Below are 23,519 nucleotides of genomic sequence, written 5' to 3'. Positions count from 1 at the left end.
AGGGAAATGCCATGGGAATTATTGGAACCATCTTTATCGGCTTGATCGTCGGCCTGCTGGCTCGGTTCCTGAAACCGGGCGATGACAGCATGGGTTGGATCATGACCATCCTGCTCGGTATCGGCGGTTCGCTGGCGGCCACTTACGGCGGCCAGGCGCTGGGCATTTACCACGCGGGTGAAGGCGCAGGTTTCATCGGTGCGCTGGTCGGCGCCGTGGTGTTGCTGGTGATCTACGGCTTGATCAGAAAGAACTGATCCAAAGCGACAAAGCCCCCTCTGCGCCGCACGCAGAGAGGGCTAGAATGCTCGGCGACTTATCGCCCTTCCTTTACCGAGCACCTCAATGCGCCGTCTTCTGTTGACTCTCCTTTTCCTGGGCAGTGGTTTGGCCCATGCCGGCGAACTGCCGGAAACCGACTGGCTGGAACTGATGCCCAAGTCGGACCAGAAAGCCCTCGAAGCCATGCCTGAAATCGACCACAACTCCCCTGAAGGCGATGGCACCTTTACGGCGAAAGGCGGCATGAAGCAGAGCAAAGGCTTGCCGGCGGTGATGTATTCGACCAAGACCGTGCCGTCGATGAACGACAAGAACATCCGCATCGGCGGTTACCCGGTGCCACTGGAGTCCGACGCCAAGGGTCGCAGCACGCTGTTCTTCCTCGTGCCGTACCCGGGCGCCTGCATCCACGTGCCGCCACCGCCGCCAAACCAGTTGGTGCTGGTGCGTTATCCGAAGGGGTTGAAGCTGGATGACATCTATACACCGTTGTGGGTAACCGGCACGTTGAAGATCGAAAAGGTCAACAACGACCTGGCTGATGCGGCGTATGCGCTGGATGCGGCGAAGGTGCGGGTAGTAAAGGAATCGGATCTATAGGCGATCAAAATGTGGGAGCGGGCTTGCTCGCGAATGCGGTGTGTCAGGCAACATTAATGTCGACTGATACACCCTCTTCGCGAGCAAGCCCGCTCCCACATTTGTTCTGGGGTGTTGCTTAGAGGGATCTGCTGGCGATGCTGACGCCCAGGGTATGGCTGGCGCCCGGCGCCAGCGTCACCACATCACCCATCACATTCGCCGTCTCGATGCACAGCATGCGCTGCCAGCCATCGTCGGCCATGTCGCTGAACGCCGCCGCACGCTCGATCCACGGGTTCCAGATCACCGCCGTGCGAGACCCGCTGCTGGTCAGTTCGATGCGTCGCTCCCACGCCGGATCGACAATACTCAGCGTCGTCGGGGGATCGAGGTAAATGCGATCGGTCTCGCCAGTAAAGCGCAGGTCACCAGACTGAGTGACAGTTTTCCAGTCATCCAGCGTCTCGATGTAGCTCAACCCATCCAGACCTTCAACGTGTACGTTGCGAACATCGCTGACCGCGAAATAGCTGTGCAGCGCCTGGCTGAGGGTGACGGTGTCAGTGCCCTGGTTATGGCTGGTCAGGCTGATATGCAGTTGCTCATCCAGCCGAATGCTCAGCTTCAAATCCACCTGGTGAGGCCACTGTGCAAAGCCACCTTCTGGGTAGGGCAGGACAAATTCCACCTTGAGGCTTTCACCTTCGCCCTCGATGCCGCCCAGCTCCCAATCCATCGCCCGGACAAAACCGTGGGCGCTCGGCGCTTCAGGGCTGACACGCATCGCCTGGACGCTCTGCGGGTTGCGTGCAAAGTTGCCGAACCACGGCCAGCACACCGGCACGCCGGCGCGGATGCTCTTGCCGGTCTTGAACACGGCCTCGTCGTTGAGCCAGATCAGCGGCGGTTGGCCGGCCAATTGATAACTGAGGATGTGCGCGCCTTGCTGGGCGACCAGCAATTCGGCCTGACCGTGGCGGATGCGCCAGCAGTTCAGTTCATCCAGTTTCACGGCTTCAACGTTGGGCGTGTTCATGGGACAACTCTCGATCGGGAACAATGACTGCAATGGACCGCAAAACCGTCGCAGCGTTTAACGCGCGCGCGGCGGAACCGAGCGAGTACGGCCGCTGCCGTCGATGGCGACGAACACGAACACCGCTTCCGTCACTTTACGCCACTCGCTGGACAGCGGATCGTCGCTCCAGACCTCGACCATCATCTTGATCGAGCTGCGGCCGATTTCCAGGGCCTGGGTATAAAAGGAGAGCTGAGCGCCCACCGCCACTGGAACCAGGAACGCCATGCGATCAATCGCAACCGTGGCTACGCGCCCGCCAGCGACTTTGCTGGCCATGGCGGTGCCGGCCAAATCCATCTGTGCCACCAGCCAGCCGCCGAAAATATCGCCGAAACCGTTGGTTTCGCGAGGAAGCGCAGTGATTTGCAGGGCCAGGTCGCCTTGCGGGATTGGATCTTCTTGTTCGAGCTCTATCATGCCGGGGGTGCCTCTGACCCGTGACTCTTCATTGGTACTTCAGGTGAATAGCCGCTTTCAAGAAAAACGATTCAGCCCCGAACATACTACGTTCGTCACGTTTTTCGTAAGGCGCCTAAAGGGAAACTCTGCGAAATCGACTGGTAGAGCCAGCAGCGTCTTCGCACAGCAACCCTTTCAAACTGTTGCAAGATCCCGAGTATATCGGTCGGTAGACTCCGAGACGACCGCCGGGTTCTCATTTTGACCGTCAAAAACGCACCTCTATGTGCTTTTTCGAACAATTTGTTATGGTGCCGGACCTGCCCAAGCCTCCGCCAGCGTTGTTGAGGTTGCAGATTCGACTATAAGAGAAGCCCTTGCCATGACCACAGCGCCCTCGAGCATCGCGCAGCCGACTCAACCCGCACGTCCGTTGACCCGCAACGACTACAAGACTTTATCGCTGTCTGCCTTGGGCGGTGCGCTGGAGTTCTACGACTTCATCATCTTTGTGTTCTTCGCCACGGTGGTGGGCAAACTGTTCTTCCCGGCGGACATGCCCGAGTGGCTGCGGCTGATGCAGACCTTCGGCATTTTCGCTGCCGGCTACCTGGCGCGGCCGTTGGGCGGCATCGTCATGGCGCACTTCGGCGACCTGCTGGGGCGCAAGAAGATGTTCACCCTGAGCATTTTCATGATGGCGGTACCGACCCTGATCATGGGTTTGCTGCCGACTTATGCGCAGATTGGCATGTGGGCACCGATCCTGTTGCTGCTGATGCGGGTGATTCAAGGCGCGGCGATTGGCGGTGAAGTACCGGGCGCGTGGGTCTTCGTTTCCGAACACGTGCCGCAACGGCATATCGGCTACGCCTGCGGCACCCTGACCAGCGGTCTGACGGCAGGTATTTTGCTGGGCTCCTTGGTCGCCACGGCGATCAACAGCGTTTATACCCCGGTGGAAGTCGCGGATTACGCCTGGCGGATCCCGTTCCTGCTCGGCGGTGTGTTCGGTCTGTTCTCGGTGTACCTGCGCCGCTGGCTGCACGAAACCCCGGTGTTCGCCGAGCTGCAACTGCGCAAGGCTCTGGCCGAAGAAGTGCCGCTGCGCGCCGTACTGCGTGACCATCGCGGCGCGATCCTGATTTCCATGCTGCTGACCTGGCTGCTGTCCGCCGGCATCATCGTGGTCATCCTGATGACCCCGACCGTGTTGCAGACCGTTTACCACTTCTCGCCGACCACGGCGTTGCAGGCCAATAGCCTGGCGATTGTGTTCCTGAGCCTGGGCTGTGTGGCTTCCGGCGCGCTGGCGGATCGCTTTGGTGCCGGACGGGTGTTCGTGTTTGGCAGCGCGGCGTTGCTGATCAGCTCGTGGACGTTCTATCACAGCCTGTTCAATCACCCGGACTGGCTGTTCCCGATGTATGCCTTGACCGGGTTGCTGGTCGGCACCATCGGCGCGGTGCCGTATGTGATGGTGAAGGCTTTCCCGGCGGTGGTGCGTTTCAGCGGGTTGTCGTTCTCGTACAACCTGGCCTACGCGATTTTCGGTGGTTTGACGCCGATGGTGGTGACGTTGCTGCTGAAGGAGAGCCCGATGGGACCTGCTTACTATGTGGCGATCATTTGCGGGGTCGGGATTGTGGTGGGTGGGTATCTATGGAAGAAGGGGCGTTAACCTTCACCATCAAGGCTTTCGCCAGCGCGAAAGCCTTGCTTCACACTCGCCTGACGGTAATCGTGCTCCGCGCATGAGCATGTCCTCTAAAGCATCCGCAGCCTGCTGCAATCCAACAACCTGATGGTCAACCATCAGGTCCAGCAGCCAAAGTGCACCGTGTACCTGTAGCCCATCCTTTTGCGCCTGCTTTCTAAGTTTGCCGTCCCCCGTCAATAACGGTCGACCTGTTTGCTGAGCCAGTAGATAGCAGGAAACGTCTGCCAGAGAACTGTTGTTATGTTCGATTTTAAGACCGAACAGCCGTGCCACTTCGGGGCCCTCGAATGATTCGACAATTAACCCATGGGCAAGCAGTTCGTCATGCGGAAAATCTTCGAGCTCGTGCAGTACGAAATCTGTGCAGCAAAGAGTGAACGGGAGTCTGAACATCTGTTTCAGCAGCCCTGCATTCCTGAAATCGATCCAGATATTCGTATCGCTGATGTAGATCAGAGTCATGCACTCTCCAGTGAGCCCAGGAAATTGGGATCTAAAGCGCTCACTGGTTTGCGTAGAAGTTCAGCTGCACGGGATTTGGTGATCAATCCTTCGGCCAATCCCCAAAACACCAACGACTCAAAACGTTGTGGTGGTTTACACGGCAATGGTTCTGGCTCGGCCTTGCGCCAGCCGTTCGAGCTGAATTGAATGGTGAGGGATTTGTAACCGCTGTCGCTAAGGAGATTTAAATCCTTGAGCCGCCGCAGTGCTGCGTGCATCGAAATTCCGTATTGGCGCTTGGCGATGAGCAGTTCCCGGGGGTGGACTCTGGAGCGAGGGTGGTTACCAAAGTCACTGGTGACACCTTTGGCCGGATAGAGGAAGGCCCCCGCGAAACGATGGCAGCAGTTTTCCTTTTCTCTTTCGGGCATTTCTTCGGGTAACTGCATGACCCAATGACCCAGCTCATGGGCAGCGGTGAAGCGTATGCGTTCGCCAGGGCGCTCCGAGTTGAGTGCGATCAAGACATGACGACCGTCACCGGTTGCGGCGCAGGCCCCATCAAAGTCATCTGGCCCCATGAGCATGGCTACCTTGATGCTGTGCTCTTCCAGTTGCTCGGTAAGATTGGAAATGGGATCACTGCCGATCTTCCAGAATTCACGCAGTTGCTCGGCCGCGCGTTCAGCTTCCTCTATAGAGGAAACCGGTAGCATTTGCGCTGGGGTGGTCGGAGTCTGGATGTCCGCCGGGTCGAAGCAATCCTCCAGAGCGATGTAGCGCTCGAGGTGCTCACGAATTTGTTCTTCGACTTGAACCTGGCGGTACTTCGGCATTTTTGCCAGTTTGCGAAACTCTAACGGTGCAAGCGGCACTGCCTCCGCGCGGAAAAAGTACTCTGGACTGACCTCCAATACTTTTGCCATTTGTAACAGGCGTGCGGAGTTTGGAGTGCTTGCCCCTTTCTCGTATTTGCTGAGGCCTTGTTTGGTGATATCGCCAAGCTTGAGCGCTAAAGCCTCTAGAGACATGCCCCGCAGTAGGCGAGCGCGGCGAATTCGGTCGTTGATCATGGGTTCCTCTCGTGGTTGACAAGGCTATCTTCTGGTTGAGATTTGTCAACCTGCGCTGCAAGACTGGATGTATCGGGCACTCGAATGCTGGCCTTTCATCCAATTGTCATATTTCAGCCATAGAGTGTTCACACGGCCTGCTGATACTTGGCCCCGACTTAACACACCCTATCTGCTAGGAGTAAGGCATGAAACTGAAGCGTTTGATGGCGGCAATGACTTTTGTCGCTGCTGGCGTTGCGACTGCCAACGCGTTCGCCGCTGTTGACCCTGCTATCCCGAGCTACACCAAGACCACTGGTGTGTCGGGCAACCTGTCCAGCGTCGGCTCCGATACTCTGGCCAACCTCATGACCCTCTGGGCTGAGAACTACAAAAAAGAATACCCGAACGTAAACATCCAGATTCAGGCCGCTGGCTCCGCCACCGCGCCACCTGCGCTGACTGAAGGCACCTCTAACCTGGGCCCGATGAGCCGCAAAATGAAGGACACCGAACTGGCGGCCTTCGAGCAGAAGTACGGCTACAAGCCAACCGCTATCCCGGTTGCCGTGGACGCCCTGGCTGTCTTCGTTCACAAAGACAACCCGATCCAGCACCTGACCATGGAACAAGTCGACGCGATCTTCTCGTCCACTCGTCTGTGCGGCGCTAAAACCGAAGTCAAAACCTGGGGTGACCTGGGCGTGACCGGCGATCTGGCCAACAAGCCGGTTCAACTGTTCGGTCGTAACTCGGTATCCGGCACCTACGGCTACTTCAAAGAAGAAGCCCTGTGCAAAGGCGACTACAAGCCAAACGTGAACGAACAACCAGGTTCGGCTTCGGTCGTGCAGTCGATCAGCTCCTCGCTGAACGGCATCGGTTACTCGGGCATCGGCTACAAAACCGCTTCCGTGAAGACTGTGGCGCTGGCCAAGAAAGGCAGCACTGAATTCATCGAAGACAGCGAAGAAAACGCACTGAACGGCAAATACCCGCTGTCGCGTTTCCTCTACGTTTACGTCAACAAAGCCCCGAACAAGCCTCTGGCCCCGCTGGAAGCCGAGTTCGTGAAACTGGTTCTGTCCAAACAGGGCCAGGAAGTTGTAGTGAAAGACGGTTACATCCCACTGCCAGCCAAAGTCGCAGCCAAAGCACTGGCTGACTTGGGTCTGGCGGAAGGCGGCGCTGAAGTCGCAAAAAAGTAACAAACTGATTCGAGGTTAACCTCGAATCCTGTGGGAGCGTGGCTTGCCCGCGATGGCCGTAACCCGGTCTCCCGGCAAGCCAAGGCTCTTGCTCCCACACCCCCAAATTTCCGGTCCTCTGCCAGTTCCCGCTGGCGGCGGACTTGTTGCGTCACTGCATTGTCATCTTTCTGTCATACAGGATCGCTAGGGTGTGCGCATGAATGATCTGGCCAATTCCACCATGACTACGAATCCCCCCAAGCGAATTGATTTCAATACGCCTGAGTTGCAACGCAAGCGCCGCATTCGCGCGCTTAAAGATCGCCTGACCCGTTGGTACGTCCTTGTTGGCGGCCTCGCTGTCCTCGGCGCGATCACGCTGATTTTCTTTTTCCTCGGCTACGTCGTCATGCCCCTGTTCCAGGGCGCAGACCTGACTGCCAAAGACGCCATCACGCCAGCCTGGATGCAAGACGCCGGCAAGCCGTTGATGATCTCCCTCGAAGAACAGAACCAGGTCGCCATGCGGGTTTCCGACAAGGGCCAGGCGCTGTTCTTTGATATCGACAGTGGCGCCGAACTCAAGCGCGTCGATCTGCCGCTTCCGGCAGGAGTCAACGTGACCTCCATTGGTGAAGACCAACCGGGCCATCCATTGGTGGCTGTGGGTCTGTCCAATGGCCAGGCGCTGGTGTTCCGTCACACCTATAAAGTCAGCTACCCGGACGGCAAGAAAACCATCACGCCGGCCGTTGAGTACCCGTATGGCCAGACGCCGATTGCGTTGAACGAAGCCGGCGGCGCGCTGGAGCACATCAGCCTCAACGCCAACGATTCGACGCTGATGCTGGTCGGCGCAACCGGTTCGCAACTCAATGTTTTGTCGCTGACCAGCGAAGAAAACATGATGACCGGCGAAGTCACCAACGAGCAGAAGCGTATCGACCTGCCGCAGATGAACGAGCCGGTGAAGAACATCTTCGTCGACCCGCGTCAGCAGTGGCTGTACGTCATCAACGGGCGTGCCCAGGCCGACGTGTTCAGCCTGCGCGACAAGAGCCTCAACGGTCGCTACAAACTGCTTGAAGACGGCGAAGCGCAAATCACTGCCAGTACCCAATTGGTGGGCGGTATCTCGCTGATCCTCGGCGACTCCAAAGGTGGCCTGGCCCAGTGGTTCATGGCGCGCGATCCCGACGGCGAGCTGCGCCTGAAGCAGATTCGTACCTTCCAGATGGGCACCACGCCGATTGTTGAAATCAGTGCCGAAGAGCGTCGCAAAGGCTTCGTCGCCCTCGACGCCTCCGGCAAGCTCGGCGTCTTCCACAGCACCGCTCACCGCACCTTGCTGGTGGATCAGGTTGTGGAAGGCCAGGGCCTGTTCGGTCTGTCGCCACGCGCCAACCGCATCATCGTCGAAGCGGGCGGCAAGATTCAGCCGCTGCTGCTGGACAACCCACACCCGGAAGTCTCGTGGAGCGCGTTGTGGAGCAAGGTCTGGTACGAGAACTACGACGAGCCTAAATACGTCTGGCAATCAACCGCCGCCAACACCGACTTCGAACCGAAGATGAGCTTGTCTCCGCTGACCTTCGGTACCTTGAAGGCCGCGTTCTACGCCATGCTGCTGGCGGCACCGCTGGCCGTCGCTGCGGCGATCTACACCGCTTACTTCATGGCTCCGAGCCTGCGCCGCAAGGTGAAGCCGGTGATCGAACTGATGGAAGCGATGCCGACGGTGATCCTCGGTTTCTTCGCCGGTCTGTTCCTCGCACCGTATGTAGAAGGGCATTTGCCGGGCATTTTCAGCCTGCTGATGCTCCTGCCGATCGGCATCCTGGTGGCCGGTTTTGTCTTCAGTCGCCTGCCTGAGTCGATCCGCCTGAAAGTGCCGGACGGCTGGGAAAGCGCGATCCTGATCCCGGTGATCCTGTTTGTGGGCTGGCTCTCGCTGTACATGAGCCCGTACATGGAAACCTGGTTCTTCGGCGGCGACATGCGCATGTGGATCTCCCACGACCTGGGCATCACCTACGACCAGCGCAACGCACTGGTGGTCGGCCTGGCCATGGGCTTCGCGGTCATCCCGAACATCTACTCCATCGCCGAAGACGCCGTGTTCAGCGTGCCTCGTGGCCTGACCCTCGGTTCCCTGGCCCTCGGCGCTACGCCGTGGCAGACCATGACCCGCGTGGTGATCCTCACTGCCAGCCCGGGCATCTTCTCGGCGCTGATGATCGGCATGGGCCGTGCGGTCGGTGAAACCATGATCGTGTTGATGGCCACCGGTAACACCCCGGTCATGGAAATGAACCTGTTCGAAGGCCTGCGCACCCTGGCGGCCAACGTTGCGGTGGAAATGCCCGAATCGGAAGTCGGCGGCAGCCACTACCGCGTGCTGTTCCTCTCGGCGCTGGTGCTGCTGTTGTTCACCTTCGTCATGAACACCCTCGCAGAACTGATTCGTCAGCGTCTGCGCAAGAAATACTCGTCGCTTTAAGAAAGGTAGAAGTCTGTGAAACAGAACTCCCTGAATGGATGGTTCAAGAGCGGCGCCCCGGGCGTCTGGATCAGCGGTGGCGCGGTGTCCATCGCGGTCATCATGACCATTGGCCTGCTGGCCGTGATTGCCGTGCGCGGCCTGGGTCACTTCTGGCCGGCGGATTTGATTCACGCCAGCTACGACGTGCCGGGCCAGGCCAATCACCTGGTCATTGGTGAAGTGGTACAGAAGGAAGAAGTGCCGCGTGAGCGCCTGAAAAGCGCTGGCCTGCCGGTGCCCGATCAGGGCCCGGAATTCATGACCCGCGAGCTGATCAAGGTCGGCAACCGTGACTTGAACGGCAACGACTTCACCTGGATCGTCGGTGAGTGGCTGACCAACCAGAAAACCCCGCCTGAGCTGATGACCATCGAGCGTCGCGAGTGGGGCAACTTCTACGGCTACCTGGTCAACGTCAAACAGGACGGCAAAGTCATCGCTGAAGGCGAAGCGGCCTGGCCGGAACTGCAGGCGCGTGTCGATCGCGTGAACAAGCTCGCGGCGCAGCTCAAGACCCTGGAAAAGGTCGACATCGGCGCGATCAACTCGGGTCTGGAACGCATTCGTCTGCACGGTCGCAAACTGGAACTGGCCGGTAAACTCGACGCCGCGGCGCAAGCGGACATGGATGCCGAGCGCGCCGAGCTGAATGCACGTTATCAAGACATCGAAGCCCGTCTGAATGACCTGCACGCCCAGTTCAACCGCGACAGCCTCACGGCCCGCGATGCGAACGGCAAAGAGATCGAAATCAGCATCGGCAAGGTGGTTCACGCTTACCAGCCGAACGCCATGGGCACGCTGACCAAGGTCGGCTTCTACTTCAGCAAGGTCTGGGAGTTCCTGTCCGACGACCCGCGTGAAGCGAACACCGAAGGCGGGATCTTCCCGGCGATTTTCGGCACCGTGATGATGACGTTGATCATGGCGATGATCGTGACGCCATTTGGCGTACTGGCAGCGGTTTACCTGCGCGAATACGCCAAGCAAAACACGTTGACCCGGATTATCCGCATCGCCGTGAACAACCTGGCGGGCGTACCGGCCATTGTTTACGGCGTGTTCGGCCTGGGCTTCTTCGTCTATGTACTGGGCGGCTCGGTTGACCGTTTGTTCTTCCCTGAAGCCTTGCCGGCACCGACCTTTGGTACGCCTGGCCTGCTCTGGGCCTCGCTGACCCTGGCACTGCTGGCGGTACCGGTGGTGATCGTGGCCACCGAAGAAGGTCTGGCGCGGATTCCTCGCACCGTGCGTGAAGGCTCGTTGGCCCTCGGCGCGACCAAGGCTGAAACCTTGTGGAAGATCGTGCTGCCGATGGCCAGCCCGGCGATGATGACCGGCATGATCCTCGCCGTGGCGCGTGCCGCCGGTGAAGTGGCGCCGCTGATGCTGGTCGGTGTAGTGAAACTGGCACCGTCGCTGCCGCTGGATGGTAACTACCCGTACCTTCACCTTGACCAGAAGATCATGCACCTGGGCTTCCATATTTATGACGTCGGCTTCCAGAGCCCGAACGTCGAAGCCGCACGGCCGCTGGTGTACGCCACGGCGTTGCTGCTGGTGCTGGTGATCGCCACGCTCAACCTGTCGGCCGTCTACATCCGGAACCACCTGCGCGAAAAATACAAAGCGCTGGATAGCTGATTTGATGAAGCACTGATTTCTAGGTGGGAGCGAGCCTGCTCGCGAAGCTTTTGGCGCCAGAGATGGCCCCTTCGCGAGCAGGCTCGCTCCCACAAAAAACGAACCGAATTTGTTAGCACAGGGAGCCTCCCATGCAGCACGAAACACATACCCACGGCATCAACATGTCGGCGTTGGGTCGCGACAAACAGAGCCTGAGTCTCGAACAGGAAACCGTGGCCATTGAAGTGCCGGGCCTGAGCCTGTTCTACGGCGAGAAACAAGCGCTGTTCGACGTCAGCATGAACATCCCGAAACAGCGCGTGACCGCTTTCATCGGTCCGTCCGGCTGCGGTAAATCCACGCTGCTGCGGACCTTCAACCGCATGAACGACCTGGTGGATGGCTGCCGTGTCGAAGGCGCGATCAACCTCTACGGCAACAACATCTACCGCAAGGGCGAAGACGTTGCCGAACTGCGTCGTCGCGTGGGCATGGTGTTCCAGAAGCCAAACCCGTTCCCGAAGACCATCTACGAAAACGTGGTGTATGGCCTGCGTATCCAGGGCATCAACAAAAAACGCGTGCTCGACGAAGCCGTTGAGTGGGCGCTGAAAGGCGCGGCGCTGTGGGACGAGGTCAAAGACCGTCTGCACGAATCGGCACTCGGCTTGTCCGGTGGTCAGCAACAACGTCTGGTCATCGCGCGCACCATCGCCGTGGAACCGGAAGTGCTGCTGCTCGACGAACCCTGCTCGGCACTCGACCCGATCTCCACGTTGAAAGTCGAAGAGCTGATCTACGAACTGAAATCGAAATTCACCATCGTCATCGTGACCCACAACATGCAACAGGCCGCTCGGGTTTCCGACTACACGGCGTTCATGTACATGGGCAAACTGGTGGAATTCGGCGACACCGACACCCTGTTCACCAATCCGGCGAAGAAGCAGACCGAAGACTACATCACCGGTCGTTACGGCTAGGAAGCCTGTGGTTGCTCACTGAACTGACGCTGCGGCCCACCGCACCTTACCGGACGCTCCAAGGACGCCAACATGATTAGTAAAGAAGGTCTTACCCACCACATTTCCGCGCAGTTCAACGCCGAACTGGAGGAAGTGCGCAGCCACCTCCTGGCCATGGGCGGGTTGGTGGAAAAGCAGGTCAACGACGCGGTGACCGCGCTGATCGAGGCCGACTCCGGTCTGGCCCAGCAGGTTCGCGAAATCGACGACCAGATCAACCAGATGGAACGCAACATCGACGAAGAATGCCTGCGCATTCTGGCCCGTCGTCAGCCTGCGGCGTCTGACTTGCGCCTGATCATCAGCATCTCCAAGTCGGTCATCGACCTGGAGCGCATCGGTGACGAAGCGACCAAGATTGCCCGCCGCGCCATCCAGTTGTGCGAAGAAGGCGAAGCGCCGCGCGGTTACGTCGAGGTTCGCCACATTGGCGACCAGGTGCGCAACATGGTGCGTGACGCGCTGGACGCGTTTGCCCGCTTCGACGCTGACCTGGCGCTGTCGGTGGCGCAGTACGACAAGATCATCGACCGCGAATACAAGACCGCCCTGCGTGAGCTGGCGACCTACATGATGGAAGACCCGCGCTCTATCTCGCGGGTCTTGAGCATTATCTGGGTGCTGCGTTCGCTGGAACGGATCGGCGACCACGCGCGTAATATTTCGGAACTGGTGATTTACCTGGTGCGCGGCACCGACGTGCGTCACCTGGGTCTCAAGCGCATGAAAGAAGAAGTTGAAGGAACCAGCAGCGAAACCGCTAATGTTCCGGGCAAAGCTGACGATAAGTAAGACTGCCCAAGAAAAACGCCCGGTCCTTTGGCCGGGCGTTTTTGTGTGTGGTTTTTGACGTTACTAGCAGCACCCGCGAACGAAAAGTCCCGGCGTGACTGAAGGTTTTTGGCAATGTGCCATCAGCAAAACGGTATGCTTGCCGGGATTTTTTCGAGGGGTAATGGATGAGCAAGATCAGCGTGTTGGTGGTGGACGATGCAGCGTTCATTCGTGACCTGGTAAAGAAAGCCCTGCGTAACTACTTCCCGGGCATTCGCACGGAAGATGCGATCAACGGCAAAAAGGCTCAGGCCATGTTGGCCAAAGAGACGTTCGACCTGGTCCTGTGTGATTGGGAAATGCCCGAGATGTCTGGCCTGGAACTGCTGACCTGGTGTCGCGAGCAGGACCACCTCAAGACCATGCCTTTCGTGATGGTGACCAGCCGTGGCGACAAGGAGAACGTGGTCCAGGCGATTCAGGCCGGCGTTTCCGGCTATGTCAGCAAGCCCTTCACCAACGAACAGCTGCTGACCAAGGTCAAGCAGGCGCTGAACAAGGTCGGCAAGCTTGACGCCCTGATGAGCGGCGCGCCGGCGAAAATGAATTCGGCCTTCGGCAACGATACCCTCAGCGCATTGACCGGCGGCAAACCCGCCGTGGTCGCACCGACGCCGGCTGCTGCACCGTCTCGTGGTTTGCTCAACAGCCCACCCGTCCGGACTGCGACCGCCGCAGCGCCTGCCAGCGGTCGTGGCCAAGGCCAGTTGCGCTTGCCGAGCGGCATCCAGCAATGCGTGATCAAGGCCTTGAGCATCAAGGAAGCGCTGTTGGTGGTGAAGCGCACCGACACGCTGCCACAAATCCTCGACAGCGCCGTGCTCGATCTGGAGCAGGGCGAGAACGCTGAAATCGCCCGCTTGAACGGTTACCTGCACGCCGTCGTCGCCCACGAGCCGAAGCCTGACAGCGACTGGTTGCAACTGACCTTCCGCTTTGTGGATCAGGACGCGCAGAAGCTGGACTACATCTCCCGCCTGATTGCCCGTGGTACGGCGCAGAAGCACTTCATTCCTGGCGCGTAATCTTCGTCGCCCGAAAGCCAGTCTTCGCGAGCAGGCTCGCTCCCACATTTGAGATGCATTCCAATGTGGGAGCGAGCTTGCTCGCGATGGGGCCCTCAGAAACACCACACATCCGCTGAACCGCCCCTTTTGAAACATCTGCCGACTCCTTGGGTCCATTGCAGCTGCTAGGCTCACCTCAAGGCCTTAATCGACAGAATCCTGCCCATGCTCGCGCGCCTGCTGTTTTTCTGTGGTCTGTTCATGGCCGCCACTTCGGCGATGGCCGTGACGGTCTACAAGTCCACCGACGCCAATGGCGTGGTCTCCTACAGTGACCGCCCCACCAAAGGCTCAGAGGTGTTCGTTTTTCGAGATCGCATGGATGAGCACCTGGAGCGTCAGGTGTACCTGGTTTTTCTGAAGAAGGGCGGCGAGCACAGCGTGTACGTGCGCAATAACCTGTACGCGCCGGTAGAGATCGGCTTGAGTTTCGCCGGGTTGAAAAACGTCAGCGGCGCGCCGGGCAAACCGCTCCGCAAGGTAGTGCCGGCGCGCAGCAGCGTCCGTGTAGCGGTGCTCACCGCGACTCAGGCCGGAAAGCCGCTCGTGTACACCCCGAAGTTCAAATACGCCTTGGGCAACCCCTCAGGGTCCGCCATGGCCTATCGATACCCGTTCCCCTGGCGAGGCGGTCCGTATCGTGTGAGCCAGGGTGCCGAAGGCGCCTACAGCCACTTCGGGCCGAAGAGTCGCTACGCCATAGACATTGCCATGCCTGAAGGCACGCCGATCATCGCTGCGCGTGGCGGGGTGGTGGTGAAAACCGAGAGCGGGCAAACGGGGCGGGGCACCAATCCGTCGGGCAATTTCGTGCGGGTGCTGCACGATGACGGGACCATGGGCGTGTACCTGCACCTCAAGCAAGGTTCGGTTTGTGTTCGCGAGGGGCAGCGGGTGTCGGTGGGCAGTGCACTGGCGCTGTCGGGTAACACCGGCAACAGCACCGGGCCGCATCTGCATTTTGTGGTGCAGCGCAATACGGGGCTGGGGCTGGTGTCGATTCCGTACCAGTTCAAACAATCGATGGGGGTGTTGCCCAACTTTGTGTTGGGCAAGCAGTGAAGCTGATACACATGAATTGTGGCGAGGGGGCTTGCCCCCGTTCGGCTGCGCAGCAGTCGTAAACCAGTGAATGCGGTGCGCTGGGTGAGCGGGGTGGCAGAATTTGGGGCCGCTTCGCGACCCAACGGGGGCAAGCCCCCTCACCACAAAGAAGTCCTCAGCCTTTGATCAATCCAGCATCAACACCTTGGCCAGAATGATCTTCGGCCCTTTCATCTTCTTGATGATGATCCGCAAACCTTCGACTTCCAGCACCTCTTCCTCTTCCGGCACCCGCTTCAGGCTTTCGTAGACCAGCCCGGCGAGGGTTTCGGCTTCGACGTGATCCAGATCGATGCCCAACAGGCGTTCGACCTTGAACAGCGGCGTATCACCGCGTACCAGCAGCTTGCCCGGCTGGTACGCGAGGATCCCGCGCTCAGCCTTGCGGTGTTCGTCCTGAATGTCGCCAACCAGCACTTCAAGCACGTCTTCCATGGTCAGGTAGCCAATGATGTTGCCATCGGCTTCTTCCACCACGGCGAAGTGCGAGCCGCCCTTGCGGAACTGTTCCAGCAGCTGCGACAGCGGCAGGTGTCGCGAAACGCGTTCCAGCGGACGGGTCAGCTCAGCCAGGTTGAACGACTCGGGGATGTGATCCAGCGCCGCGAGTTCCAGCAGCAAGTCCTTGATGTGCAGCAGGCCGACGAACTCCTGACGGTCGCTGTCGTACACCGGGTAACGGCTGAACTTGTGGCGACGGAACATCGCCAGGATTTCCTTGAGCGGCGCATTGAACTCCAGCGTCACCAGGTCTTCCCGGGAGTTGGCCCAGTCGACCACTTCCAGCTCGCCCATTTCAACGGCCGAAGCCAATACGCGCATGCCTTGGTCGCTAGGGTCCTGGCCACGGCTGGAGTGCAGGATCAGTTTCAGTTCTTCACGGCTGTAATGGTGCTCGTGATGCGGGCCGGGTTCACCCTGGCCAGCAATCCGCAGGATGGTGTTGGCGCTGGCGTTCAGCAGGTAGATCGCCGGGTACATGGCCCAGTAGAACAGGTAAAGCGGCACGGCGGTCCACAGCGACAGCAGTTCCGGTTTGCGGATCGCCCAGGATTTCGGGGCCAGCTCGCCGACCACGATGTGCAGGTACGAAATGACGAAGAACGCGGCGAAGAACGATACGCCTTTGATCACTTCGGCCGACTGCACGCCGACCGCTTCAAGCATCGGCTCGAGGATGTGCGCGAACGCCGGTTCACCGACCCAGCCAAGGCCCAGGGAGGCGAGGGTGATACCCAACTGGCACGCCGAGAGGTACGCATCGAGCTGACTGTGAACCGTGCGCAGGATATGCCCGCGCCAGCCGTTTTTATCAGCGATGGCCTCGACTCGGGTCGAGCGCAGTTTGACCATGGCAAATTCCGCCGCAACGAAAAATCCGTTGAGCAAAACCAGGATCAGAGCAAAGAGAATCATGCCGAAGTCGGCAAATATTGTTGCGAGGGTCAAGCCAGGGGAAGGGTCCATGATGGAGTTTTGCGGGTTCCGTATATTCGAAAAAGGGGAGTAATGCGGTGCCTGAAGGGCAGGCACAAGTCAGCCAATGTAGCGGCTGACTCGGTGATTGCCTAGTGGCGCGTGCTGGCCGGTATCAGTCAGCAGTCCTGAGGACTTGCAATTTTGCCACCTGAGCCGGGGCAAAGTGGCAGGTGAAGGTGCTGCCGTGGCCCGGCACGCTGCTGATTTCCATCCGCGCGCGGTGGCGCAGCAACACGTGTTTGACGATGGCCAGCCCCAGGCCGGTGCCGCCGGTGTTGGAATTGCGGCTGGAGTCGACGCGGTAGAAGCGTTCGGTCAGGCGCGGCAGGTGTTTGCTGTCGATGCCGATCCCGGAATCCTGCACGCTCAGGTGCGCGCCTTGCTCATCGGCCCACCAGCGAATGCGGATGTTGCCTTCGGCCGGGGTGTATTTCACCGCGTTGAACACCAGGTTGGAAAACGCACTGCGCAATTCCGCTTCGCTGCCCTTGAGCATGATCGTCGGATCGGCTTCGAGGGTGATGCGCTGGTTTTTCTGCCCGGACAGTTGCTGGGCGTCGCTCTTGATCGACTGCAACAAGGCGTCAATCACCACTGGCTGGTTGTCCGACGGGTAATCGGTGGCTTCCAGCTTGGCCAGCAACAGCAAGTCATTGAGCAACGTCTGCATGCGCCCACCCTGTTGCTGCATCTGCTGCAAGGCACGGGTCCAGCGCGGGTTCACTTCTTCGACGTTGTCGAGCAGGGTTTCCAGATAACCGCAGATCACCGTCAGCGGCGTGCGCAGCTCATGGGAGACGTTGGCGATGAAGTCTTTGCGCATCTGTTCCAGCTGATGAATGCGCGTGACGTCGCGCACCAACATCAAGTGTTCGTTGTTGCCGTAGCGGGTGATGTACAGCTGAATGCGCACGCGATCATTGGTCGGCGAGGGGATTTCCAGCGGTTCGGCGTAACTGTCCTGCTCGAAATATTCCTTGAAGCGCGGGTGGCGCACCAGGTTGGTCACCGGCTGACCGCTGTCTTGCGGGGTCTTGAGGCCGAGCAGGGTTTCGGCGGCAAGGTTCCACCATTCCAGGTTGCCGTCGCTGTCGAGCATGACCACTGCGTCTTTCAGTGCGGCGGTGGATTCCTGGATCCGGTCGATCACCGCTTGCAGACGCCCTCGTACCCGTTGGTCGCGGCGTTGCAGATGATAGATGCTGTCGAACACCTCGCCCCACAGGCCATAGCCATCGGGTGGGGCTTCATCGGCTGAGTGCAGGCGCAGCCATTCGTGCAAACGCAGCAGTTGCTTGAGGGTCCAGGCCAGGTAAAGGCCCAGCCCCGCGGCGAGGCTCCAGCCGTAGTAGCCGGTAATCAGGCCGATCACCAGGCAACCGGTGACCAGTAACAGCATGTGGCGAATCAGGGTGCCATGCCAGTTTTGGTTCACGGAAACGTGCGTCCTTGTCAGCTTGTCGGGCGGGTAAGGGCAGGGTCAGGCTTTGGTGGAAAAGCGGTAACCCGTGCCACGCACGGTTTGTACCAGATTTTCGTAGGCATCGCCGAGGGCCTTGCGCAGACGACGGATATGCACGTCGACGGTGCGCTCCTCGACGTACACATTGCCGCCCCAGACCTGATCCAGCAACTGGCCACGGGTGTAGGCGCGTTCCTGGTGGGTCATGAAAAATTGCAGCAGGCGGTACTCGGTCGGGCCCATTTCGGCGGGTTTGCCGTCGATGGTCACGCGGTGGCTGATCGGGTCCAGCAGCAGGCCGCCGACTTCAATCGGCGCCTCGCCATCGGTTGGGCCGGCACGGCGCAGCACGGCTTTGAGGCGGGCAACCAGTTCACGCGGGGAAAACGGTTTGGTGATGTAGTCGTCGGCGCCGACTTCCAGGCCCTGGATCTTGTTGTCCTCTTCGCCCTTGGCGGTGAGCATGATGATCGGGATGTCCCCGGTCAACTCATCGCGCTTGAGACGGCGGGCCAACTCGATACCGGAGGTGCCGGGCAGCATCCAGTCGAGCAGGATCAGGTCCGGCTTGCGGTCGACGATGATGGCATGGGCCTGCTGCGAGTTCTCGGCCTCCAGGCAGTCATAGCCGGCCATTTCCAACGCAACGGCGATCATTTCGCGAATGGGCGCTTCGTCGTCGACGATCAGAATGCTCCTGCCAACCATGCCTTAATCCTCTTGTCATTTAACTGTCTTGCGCCGCATTAGATAACGGAATTATTGCAGTCGTGTGACAGTATTTTAGCTGCCCGGCGATTGTCATGATCCTGAACTAAGCTCTAAGTCCGAATCCTGACAACCACAAAAGGAAGGTTTCCATGAAGCAAATCTCGCATTCCTTTAAAGCCCTGCTGCTGGCGGCTGCGTTTTCCTTGCCGGCCATGGCCTTCGCGGCTGAGCCGGCGATGATGAAGGGCGACATGATGGTCGACCATAAAGGCATGACCCTGTACACCTTCGACAAGGACACGGGCGGCAAGTCGGTGTGCACTGGTGAGTGTGCCAAAAACTGGCCGCCGCTGGAGGCAAAAGCAGGCGACAAGGCTGAAGGGAAATGGACCATTATCAAGCGTGACGATGGCACGATGCAGTGGGCCTACGGCGGCAAGCCGCTGTATTACTTCATGAAGGACAAGGCTCCCGGCGATATGACGGGCGACAAGATGAAAGACGTCTGGCACGTCGTTCGCGAGCATATGTAAGCGATTCGCTTGAGCCTGTAGCAGCTGACGAAGCCCTCGGCAGCTGCTACATAAAGCGTGTCTGTCAGCGCAGTGCGTAATCCAGCACGATCCCGACAAAAATCGCCAACCCGGCCCAGTGGTTGTGCAAAAACGCCTTGAAGCAACGCATCCGGTCCTTGCCACGGGTGTACCAGAATTCCCACGCAAAACAGCCCGCCGCCGCCAGCAAACCGAGGTGGAACCAGCCACCGAGCTCGAATTTCGACCCGGCCAGCAACAGGCAGCCCAGCGCCAGCCCCTGCAACGTCAGGATGATCACTCGATCCGCATCGCCAAACAGAATCGCCGTGGATTTCACCCCGATCTTGAGGTCATCGTCACGGTCAGTCATCGCGTAATACGTGTCATAACCCACAGTCCACAGCAGGTTGGCGATCCACAGCAACCACGCCGCCGCCGGCAATTCACCGGTTTGGGCGGTGAACGCCATCGGCATCCCCCAGGAAAATGCCGCGCCCAGCACCACTTGCGGGTAATAGGTGTAGCGCTTCATGAACGGGTAACTGAACGCCAACGCCAAACCGCCGAACGACAGCCAGACCGTCGCCGCATTCGTGCACAACACCAGCAGAAAACTCACGCCCATCAACAGCGCGAAGAACACCAGGGCTTCTTTGGAACTGATCTTGCCGCTGACCAAGGGCCGCTGTTCGGTGCGTTTCACATGGCCGTCAACCTTGCGATCCGCCCAGTCATTGATCACGCAGCCACCGGCTCGGGTCAGGATCACGCCCAGGACAAAAATCACCACGTTAGCCAGCGACGGCGAGCCTTTCCCGGCAATCCACAGCGCCCACAGCGTCGGCCACAGCAGCAGATAGATGCCGATCGGCTTGTCCATGCGCGTCAGTTGAATGAAATCCCAGGCCCGAGGGTTCAAGCGGTTCAAGGACTTGAGCAGGCTCTGGTACATCAGCAGTTCTCCGGATGGGCGCGGGTGGCGTTCCACAAGGTCGGCAGGAATATCTCGGCCACCAGTACGCTCAGGGCACCACGGTCGAAACGCGAGCGCCGGCCCCACAGCTCCGGTGTCCGGCACTCCATCGGCAACCACGCTTGAGGGTAGTGACAAACCTCAATCGCCCGACGCTGGAACGCCTGATCGCAAAACAGCAATTCCCCAAGGGAACGGCTGCCCAGTTCATCCATGTGCAAACCATCACCCTGCAACGCGCTGCGAGCTGCAACGCTGCGGGCAAACACCCACGCCTCGCCATGACCGCGCAAATACACCTCGCGCACCCAGCCCTCGCTGCCTTCGGCCAGGTCCAGTGCAGCACACTCGTCGGCGCGCAGCGGTTGCCAGCCTTCGAACAGCGGCGTGACGCTGAAGCGGTCATTCGACAAACGGATCAACCGTCGGGTCAGGGAGCCTTCGTCGAACAGCCAGTCGAGGGTAGACGCGTCGGGGAGGGGCGTGAGTTGGCTTTGGGGGAGCCACAGCGGGGCGTTTGAGTGCGGCACAGTGAGTCATTATTGGCAGCAAATGAGGCGGCGAGCTTACCATGTCAGCCGGCGATTTTGATTGATCCGGGCCGCCGTTGCGCCGAACACGCTTGCATCTGTCGGGCCCGATCAGTACAAAACGCCCCTGAGCCGGACGGCAACGCTGCAACCATTGACCGTTCGTGCCGGCAATACGCCTGAATCCTGAGGAAACAACTGAATGAAAAAGTGGCAATGTGTGGTCTGCGGCCTGATCTATAACGAAGCCGACGGCTGGCCGGACGACGGCATTGCGCCGGGCACACTGTGGCAAGACGTGCCGGAAGACTGGCTGTGCCCGGACTGCGGCGTGGGCAAGATGGATTTCGAAATGATCGAAATCAACTAAGACAAAAAAAGGAGTAAGGAATGAACGCACCTGTCGTGATCGTCGGTACCGGGCTGGCGGGCTATAACCTGGCCCGGGAGTTTCGCAAACTCGACAGCGAAACCCCGTTGCTGTTGATTACTGCCGATGACGGACGTTCCTACTCCAAGCCGATGCTCTCCACCGGTTTCGGCAAAAACAAAGACGCCGATGGCCTGAGCATGGCCGAACCCGGCGCGATGGCCGAACAGCTGAAAGCCGAAGTGCGCACCCACACACGCATCAGCGGCATCGATCCGGGGCACAAACGGCTGTGGATCGGTGAAGAAGCGGTGATTTACCGGGATCTGATCCTGGCCTGGGGCGCGGAAACCGTGCGCGTGCCGATCGAAGGTGACGCGGCGGATTGCGTGTTCCCGATCAACGATCTGGAAGATTACGCGCGCTTTCGTGCGGCCGCCGCCGGCAAGCGTCGGGTGCTGTTGCTCGGCGCCGGCCTGATTGGCTGCGAGTTCGCCAATGACCTGAGCCTGGGCGGCTACGAGGTGCAACTCGTTGCACCGTGCGAACAGGTGATGCCGACCCTGTTGCACCCGGCTGCGGCGGCGGCTGTTCAGGCCGGGCTGGAAAGCCTCGGCGCGCGATTCCATCTCGGGCCGGTGCTCAATCGCTTGCAGCGCGTGGCGGATGGCCTGGAAGCGCATCTGTCCGATGGCCAGGTGATTCCTTGCGACGTCGTCGTTTCGGCGATTGGCCTGCGTCCGCGTATCGATCTGGCAGCGGCGGCCGGTGTGCAGGTCAACCGTGGCGTGGTGGTCGACCGTCACCTGAAAACCTCCCATGCCAACATCTACGCGCTGGGCGACTGCGCCGAGGTCGATGGGCTGAATTTGCTGTACGTCATGCCCCTGATGAGCTGTGCGAGAGCGCTGGCCCAGACCCTGGCCGGAAACCCGACGCCCGTGACCTACGGCCCGATGCCGATCACCGTGAAAACCCCGGTGTGTCCGTTGGTGGTATCGCCGCCACCACGGGGCAGCGAGGGCGTCTGGACGGTCGAAGGGCAGGGCGGCGACATCAAGGTGTTATGCCGCGATGCCAGCGGGAAACTGCTCGGTTATGCCCTGACAGGCACGGCCGTGATGGAAAAACTGGCCCTCAACAAAGAGCTTCCGGCACTGCTGGCGTAAATACCGGTCGTTCTGTCGGAATCACCCCTATTTTGCCCCTACAAAGCACGCGCCGAGACTGGCGCGGCTCTTCCGTGCGTGCCATCCTCACTCCCGTCTGCCGCAGAGTAGAGCACCTGCGGCGCTTTGGGCGCTGCTCCACAGAGAGCAGCACGGACATAACAACAAAAAACCGTCAAAGGGGCTTCACTAATATGCGTAAACCAGAACTCGCCGCTGCAATTGCTGAAAAAGCAGACCTCACCAAAGAGCAGGCCAACCGCGTTCTCAACGCCGTTCTCGAAGAAATCACCGGCGCTCTGCATCGCAAGGACAGCGTCACGCTGGTGGGCTTCGGTACCTTCCTGCAACGCCACCGCGGTGCCCGCACCGGCAAAAATCCGCAAACCGGTGAGCCCGTCAAAATCAAGGCCAGCAACACTGTTGCGTTCAAGCCAGGCAAATCGTTGAAAGACAGCGTTAATCCGTAACACGCACCGACTGCCCGCGTCGCGGGTGAGCGGGATAAAAAATGGGCACGCCAACGAGGTTGGGTGCCCATTTTTTTATGGCTGGCGGATTAGCTGGCCCGGCTGAGTTTCCTGGCGAGAATCGCCGCCATTTCCGGCTCGTCCAGGTCATCCAGCGCCCGATCTATCAGCAGATGCACGCCATCGGCCATGCGGCTGAGCGCCAGGGCTACGGAGCGTTGTGGGCCGTCCACATTGTCGGCGAGGTCGGCTGCGATGGCGCTGATGGACCGAGAGTCTTCCGACGCGTTGGCGAGTAGTGCATCCGTGTTGATGTCGGGGCAAACGTTGAAGAGCTGGCCGTTGCGTTTGGGTTGTTTCGGTTTGGTCGGTGGGAAATGGTGGTCGAGGGCGCGCTCGGCGGCGTCGTTGAGCTTTTTTGAATCGGGGCTTTCGTAGGGTGAGACCGGATCGGTGTCCGGTGGGTTGGGTGTCACTTTGAACATGATCTTCAATTCCATGAATGATGCTGACACCACTTCGCCGACTAAACGGAGGGGTGGCAGCTGTACGCAGGTTAGTCGGACCGGGGAATTGAAGAAGCCGGCGCACCCGAAGGTGCCCTGCGCACAGCCACCATCAAATGCAGGTATGAGAAACCTGTCTGACGGAAGCTTGTGCAACTTCAATTACCAGCGGGCGACTAAACCCGTCCACTGAGAATCAGTGACAGGAACCAAGTTACCGACCGGCCCCAAGGCGCACAAGCCGGCGGATTCTGGCGTAGCCGTAGGCAACGGCGCAAGGTGTTGTAGCTTGCAGGACGTAACCTTGAGGCGTTTTAAACGGGTGTTGTCGAGCGGTGTTTAAGCCGCAAGGAAACAGCGTC

At 59.5% G+C, this 23,519-nt stretch carries 24 protein-coding genes; 14 read left to right on the top strand and 10 right to left on the bottom strand.

Translation table 11 applies throughout. The features are described 5' to 3' along the window. Positions 1–11 precede the first annotated feature (11 nt). Together BK660_RS09920 and BK660_RS09915 are read left to right on the top strand one after the other, a co-directional pair. Entirely contained in the window at positions 12–257 is a 246-nt protein-coding gene (locus BK660_RS09920; protein ID WP_010465333.1) for a GlsB/YeaQ/YmgE family stress response membrane protein, read from the top strand. Between the two features lie 88 nt (positions 258–345). Continuing rightward, a complete protein-coding gene (locus BK660_RS09915) occupies positions 346–882 on the top strand; it encodes a DUF3299 domain-containing protein (RefSeq protein WP_059181930.1) in 537 nt (178 codons plus the stop codon). A 118-nt stretch (positions 883–1,000) separates the two neighbouring features. Here BK660_RS09915 and BK660_RS09905 read toward each other — a convergent pair whose 3' ends face one another. Both BK660_RS09905 and BK660_RS09900 read right to left on the bottom strand, forming a co-directional pair. Continuing rightward, positions 1,001–1,900 (bottom strand): D-hexose-6-phosphate mutarotase, encoded by a 900-nt coding sequence (locus BK660_RS09905; RefSeq protein WP_123433162.1) that lies wholly within the window; start codon positions 1,898–1,900, stop codon positions 1,001–1,003. 57 nt (positions 1,901–1,957) lie between these two features. After that, on the bottom strand, positions 1,958–2,362 hold the full coding sequence (locus tag BK660_RS09900) for an acyl-CoA thioesterase (protein ID WP_007942704.1): 405 nt from the start codon (positions 2,360–2,362) through the stop codon (positions 1,958–1,960). A gap of 364 nt (positions 2,363–2,726) precedes the next feature. On the opposite strand from BK660_RS09900, the gene BK660_RS09895 reads away from it, so the two are divergent. Then, the gene (locus BK660_RS09895) at positions 2,727–4,025 is read left to right on the top strand and encodes an MFS transporter (protein ID WP_123433161.1); all 1,299 of its coding nucleotides are present in this window, start codon (positions 2,727–2,729) and stop codon (positions 4,023–4,025) included. A gap of 9 nt (positions 4,026–4,034) precedes the next feature. Here the strand turns inward: BK660_RS09895 and BK660_RS09890 are convergent, their stop codons facing one another. Both BK660_RS09890 and BK660_RS09885 read right to left on the bottom strand, forming a co-directional pair. Next, the gene (locus BK660_RS09890) at positions 4,035–4,526 is read right to left on the bottom strand and encodes a PIN domain-containing protein (protein ID WP_123433160.1); all 492 of its coding nucleotides are present in this window, start codon (positions 4,524–4,526) and stop codon (positions 4,035–4,037) included. After that, positions 4,523–5,581, bottom strand: coding sequence for a helix-turn-helix domain-containing protein (locus BK660_RS09885; protein ID WP_123433159.1), 1,059 nt, complete (start codon positions 5,579–5,581; stop codon positions 4,523–4,525). Before BK660_RS09885 ends, BK660_RS09890 begins: the two co-directional genes overlap by 4 nt. A gap of 188 nt (positions 5,582–5,769) precedes the next feature. Between BK660_RS09885 and BK660_RS09880 the strand changes: the two genes are divergently transcribed. The 7 genes from BK660_RS09880 (at position 5,770) to BK660_RS09850 (ending at position 14,909) form a co-directional block, all read left to right on the top strand. Further along, positions 5,770–6,771, top strand: coding sequence for a phosphate ABC transporter substrate-binding protein PstS (locus BK660_RS09880; RefSeq protein WP_123433158.1), 1,002 nt, complete (start codon positions 5,770–5,772; stop codon positions 6,769–6,771). Between the two features lie 199 nt (positions 6,772–6,970). Then, positions 6,971–9,253 carry an ABC transporter permease subunit gene (locus tag BK660_RS09875; protein WP_123433157.1) on the top strand — a complete coding sequence of 761 codons (2,283 nt, stop codon included), beginning with the start codon at positions 6,971–6,973 and terminating at the stop codon, positions 9,251–9,253. Positions 9,254–9,268: 15 nt separating this feature from the next. Beyond that, positions 9,269–10,939 (top strand): phosphate ABC transporter permease PstA, encoded by a 1,671-nt coding sequence (gene pstA, locus BK660_RS09870; RefSeq protein WP_123433156.1) that lies wholly within the window; start codon positions 9,269–9,271, stop codon positions 10,937–10,939. Positions 10,940–11,070: 131 nt separating this feature from the next. Beyond that, positions 11,071–11,904, top strand: coding sequence for a phosphate ABC transporter ATP-binding protein PstB (pstB, locus tag BK660_RS09865; protein WP_123433155.1), 834 nt, complete (start codon positions 11,071–11,073; stop codon positions 11,902–11,904). A gap of 72 nt (positions 11,905–11,976) precedes the next feature. Continuing rightward, on the top strand, positions 11,977–12,738 hold the full coding sequence (gene phoU, locus BK660_RS09860; RefSeq protein ID WP_123433154.1) for a phosphate signaling complex protein PhoU: 762 nt from the start codon (positions 11,977–11,979) through the stop codon (positions 12,736–12,738). A 167-nt stretch (positions 12,739–12,905) separates the two neighbouring features. Further along, positions 12,906–13,805, top strand: a complete 900-nt coding sequence (locus BK660_RS09855; protein ID WP_123433153.1) for a response regulator — start codon at positions 12,906–12,908, stop codon at positions 13,803–13,805. Positions 13,806–14,012: 207 nt separating this feature from the next. Continuing rightward, positions 14,013–14,909, top strand: a complete 897-nt coding sequence (locus tag BK660_RS09850; protein WP_123433152.1) for a peptidoglycan DD-metalloendopeptidase family protein — start codon at positions 14,013–14,015, stop codon at positions 14,907–14,909. A 168-nt stretch (positions 14,910–15,077) separates the two neighbouring features. Here the strand turns inward: BK660_RS09850 and BK660_RS09840 are convergent, their stop codons facing one another. The 3 genes from BK660_RS09840 to phoB all read right to left on the bottom strand — a co-directional run bounded on the left by BK660_RS09840 (position 15,078) and on the right by phoB (position 18,600). Further along, a complete protein-coding gene (locus BK660_RS09840) occupies positions 15,078–16,418 on the bottom strand; it encodes a hemolysin family protein (protein WP_123433151.1) in 1,341 nt (446 codons plus the stop codon). A gap of 124 nt (positions 16,419–16,542) precedes the next feature. Beyond that, a complete protein-coding gene (gene phoR, locus BK660_RS09835; protein WP_259698499.1) occupies positions 16,543–17,829 on the bottom strand; it encodes a phosphate regulon sensor histidine kinase PhoR in 1,287 nt (428 codons plus the stop codon). A gap of 81 nt (positions 17,830–17,910) precedes the next feature. Then, entirely contained in the window at positions 17,911–18,600 is a 690-nt protein-coding gene (gene phoB, locus BK660_RS09830) for a phosphate regulon transcriptional regulator PhoB (protein ID WP_007896474.1), read from the bottom strand. 152 nt (positions 18,601–18,752) lie between these two features. Between phoB and BK660_RS09825 the strand changes: the two genes are divergently transcribed. Beyond that, positions 18,753–19,136: a COG4315 family predicted lipoprotein gene (locus tag BK660_RS09825; protein WP_123433149.1), complete on the top strand. Its 384-nt coding sequence runs from the start codon at positions 18,753–18,755 to the stop codon at positions 19,134–19,136. 64 nt (positions 19,137–19,200) lie between these two features. Here BK660_RS09825 and ubiA read toward each other — a convergent pair whose 3' ends face one another. Beyond that, positions 19,201–20,091, bottom strand: a complete 891-nt coding sequence (ubiA, locus tag BK660_RS09820; protein WP_123433148.1) for a 4-hydroxybenzoate octaprenyltransferase — start codon at positions 20,089–20,091, stop codon at positions 19,201–19,203. Next, the gene (locus tag BK660_RS09815) at positions 20,091–20,642 is read right to left on the bottom strand and encodes a chorismate--pyruvate lyase family protein (protein ID WP_123433147.1); all 552 of its coding nucleotides are present in this window, start codon (positions 20,640–20,642) and stop codon (positions 20,091–20,093) included. The genes ubiA and BK660_RS09815 overlap by 1 nt, the downstream gene beginning before the upstream one ends. A 202-nt stretch (positions 20,643–20,844) precedes the next feature. Between BK660_RS09815 and BK660_RS09810 the strand changes: the two genes are divergently transcribed. The 3 genes from BK660_RS09810 (at position 20,845) to BK660_RS09800 (ending at position 22,651) form a co-directional block, all read left to right on the top strand. Then, entirely contained in the window at positions 20,845–21,012 is a 168-nt protein-coding gene (locus BK660_RS09810; protein WP_007954349.1) for a rubredoxin, read from the top strand. 20 nt (positions 21,013–21,032) lie between these two features. Beyond that, complete coding sequence (locus BK660_RS09805; RefSeq protein WP_123433146.1) at positions 21,033–22,181, top strand: NAD(P)/FAD-dependent oxidoreductase; 1,149 nt, start codon at positions 21,033–21,035, stop codon at positions 22,179–22,181. Positions 22,182–22,375: 194 nt separating this feature from the next. Continuing rightward, positions 22,376–22,651, top strand: coding sequence for an HU family DNA-binding protein (locus tag BK660_RS09800; RefSeq protein WP_003213368.1), 276 nt, complete (start codon positions 22,376–22,378; stop codon positions 22,649–22,651). A gap of 89 nt (positions 22,652–22,740) precedes the next feature. On the opposite strand, the gene BK660_RS09795 is transcribed toward BK660_RS09800, so the two are convergent. Then, the gene (locus tag BK660_RS09795; RefSeq protein WP_123433145.1) at positions 22,741–23,136 is read right to left on the bottom strand and encodes a DUF6124 family protein; all 396 of its coding nucleotides are present in this window, start codon (positions 23,134–23,136) and stop codon (positions 22,741–22,743) included. Positions 23,137–23,519: the final 383 nt, after the last annotated feature.

Source organism: Pseudomonas brassicacearum (assembly GCF_003732265.1).
Lineage (GTDB): Bacteria > Pseudomonadota > Gammaproteobacteria > Pseudomonadales > Pseudomonadaceae > Aquipseudomonas > Aquipseudomonas brassicacearum_D.
Note: the sequence above shows the minus strand (reverse complement) of the source record. Positions and strands in the feature narration are given on the sequence as shown.

Coding starts and splice junctions, on each gene's coding strand:
- BK660_RS09920 (WP_010465333.1), top strand. CDS start 12: ATGGGAATTATTGGAACCATCTTTATCGGCTTGATCGTCGGCCTGCTG.
- BK660_RS09915 (WP_059181930.1), top strand. CDS start 346: ATGCGCCGTCTTCTGTTGACTCTCCTTTTCCTGGGCAGTGGTTTGGCC.
- BK660_RS09905 (WP_123433162.1), bottom strand. CDS start 1,900: ATGAACACGCCCAACGTTGAAGCCGTGAAACTGGATGAACTGAACTGC.
- BK660_RS09900 (WP_007942704.1), bottom strand. CDS start 2,362: ATGATAGAGCTCGAACAAGAAGATCCAATCCCGCAAGGCGACCTGGCC.
- BK660_RS09895 (WP_123433161.1), top strand. CDS start 2,727: ATGACCACAGCGCCCTCGAGCATCGCGCAGCCGACTCAACCCGCACGT.
- BK660_RS09890 (WP_123433160.1), bottom strand. CDS start 4,526: ATGACTCTGATCTACATCAGCGATACGAATATCTGGATCGATTTCAGG.
- BK660_RS09885 (WP_123433159.1), bottom strand. CDS start 5,581: ATGATCAACGACCGAATTCGCCGCGCTCGCCTACTGCGGGGCATGTCT.
- BK660_RS09880 (WP_123433158.1), top strand. CDS start 5,770: ATGAAACTGAAGCGTTTGATGGCGGCAATGACTTTTGTCGCTGCTGGC.
- BK660_RS09875 (WP_123433157.1), top strand. CDS start 6,971: ATGAATGATCTGGCCAATTCCACCATGACTACGAATCCCCCCAAGCGA.
- pstB (WP_123433155.1), top strand. CDS start 11,071: ATGCAGCACGAAACACATACCCACGGCATCAACATGTCGGCGTTGGGT.
- phoU (WP_123433154.1), top strand. CDS start 11,977: ATGATTAGTAAAGAAGGTCTTACCCACCACATTTCCGCGCAGTTCAAC.
- BK660_RS09855 (WP_123433153.1), top strand. CDS start 12,906: ATGAGCAAGATCAGCGTGTTGGTGGTGGACGATGCAGCGTTCATTCGT.
- BK660_RS09850 (WP_123433152.1), top strand. CDS start 14,013: ATGCTCGCGCGCCTGCTGTTTTTCTGTGGTCTGTTCATGGCCGCCACT.
- BK660_RS09840 (WP_123433151.1), bottom strand. CDS start 16,418: ATGGACCCTTCCCCTGGCTTGACCCTCGCAACAATATTTGCCGACTTC.
- phoR (WP_259698499.1), bottom strand. CDS start 17,829: ATGCTGTTACTGGTCACCGGTTGCCTGGTGATCGGCCTGATTACCGGC.
- phoB (WP_007896474.1), bottom strand. CDS start 18,600: ATGGTTGGCAGGAGCATTCTGATCGTCGACGACGAAGCGCCCATTCGC.
- BK660_RS09825 (WP_123433149.1), top strand. CDS start 18,753: ATGAAGCAAATCTCGCATTCCTTTAAAGCCCTGCTGCTGGCGGCTGCG.
- ubiA (WP_123433148.1), bottom strand. CDS start 20,091: ATGTACCAGAGCCTGCTCAAGTCCTTGAACCGCTTGAACCCTCGGGCC.
- BK660_RS09810 (WP_007954349.1), top strand. CDS start 20,845: ATGAAAAAGTGGCAATGTGTGGTCTGCGGCCTGATCTATAACGAAGCC.
- BK660_RS09805 (WP_123433146.1), top strand. CDS start 21,033: ATGAACGCACCTGTCGTGATCGTCGGTACCGGGCTGGCGGGCTATAAC.
- BK660_RS09800 (WP_003213368.1), top strand. CDS start 22,376: ATGCGTAAACCAGAACTCGCCGCTGCAATTGCTGAAAAAGCAGACCTC.
- BK660_RS09795 (WP_123433145.1), bottom strand. CDS start 23,136: ATGTTCAAAGTGACACCCAACCCACCGGACACCGATCCGGTCTCACCC.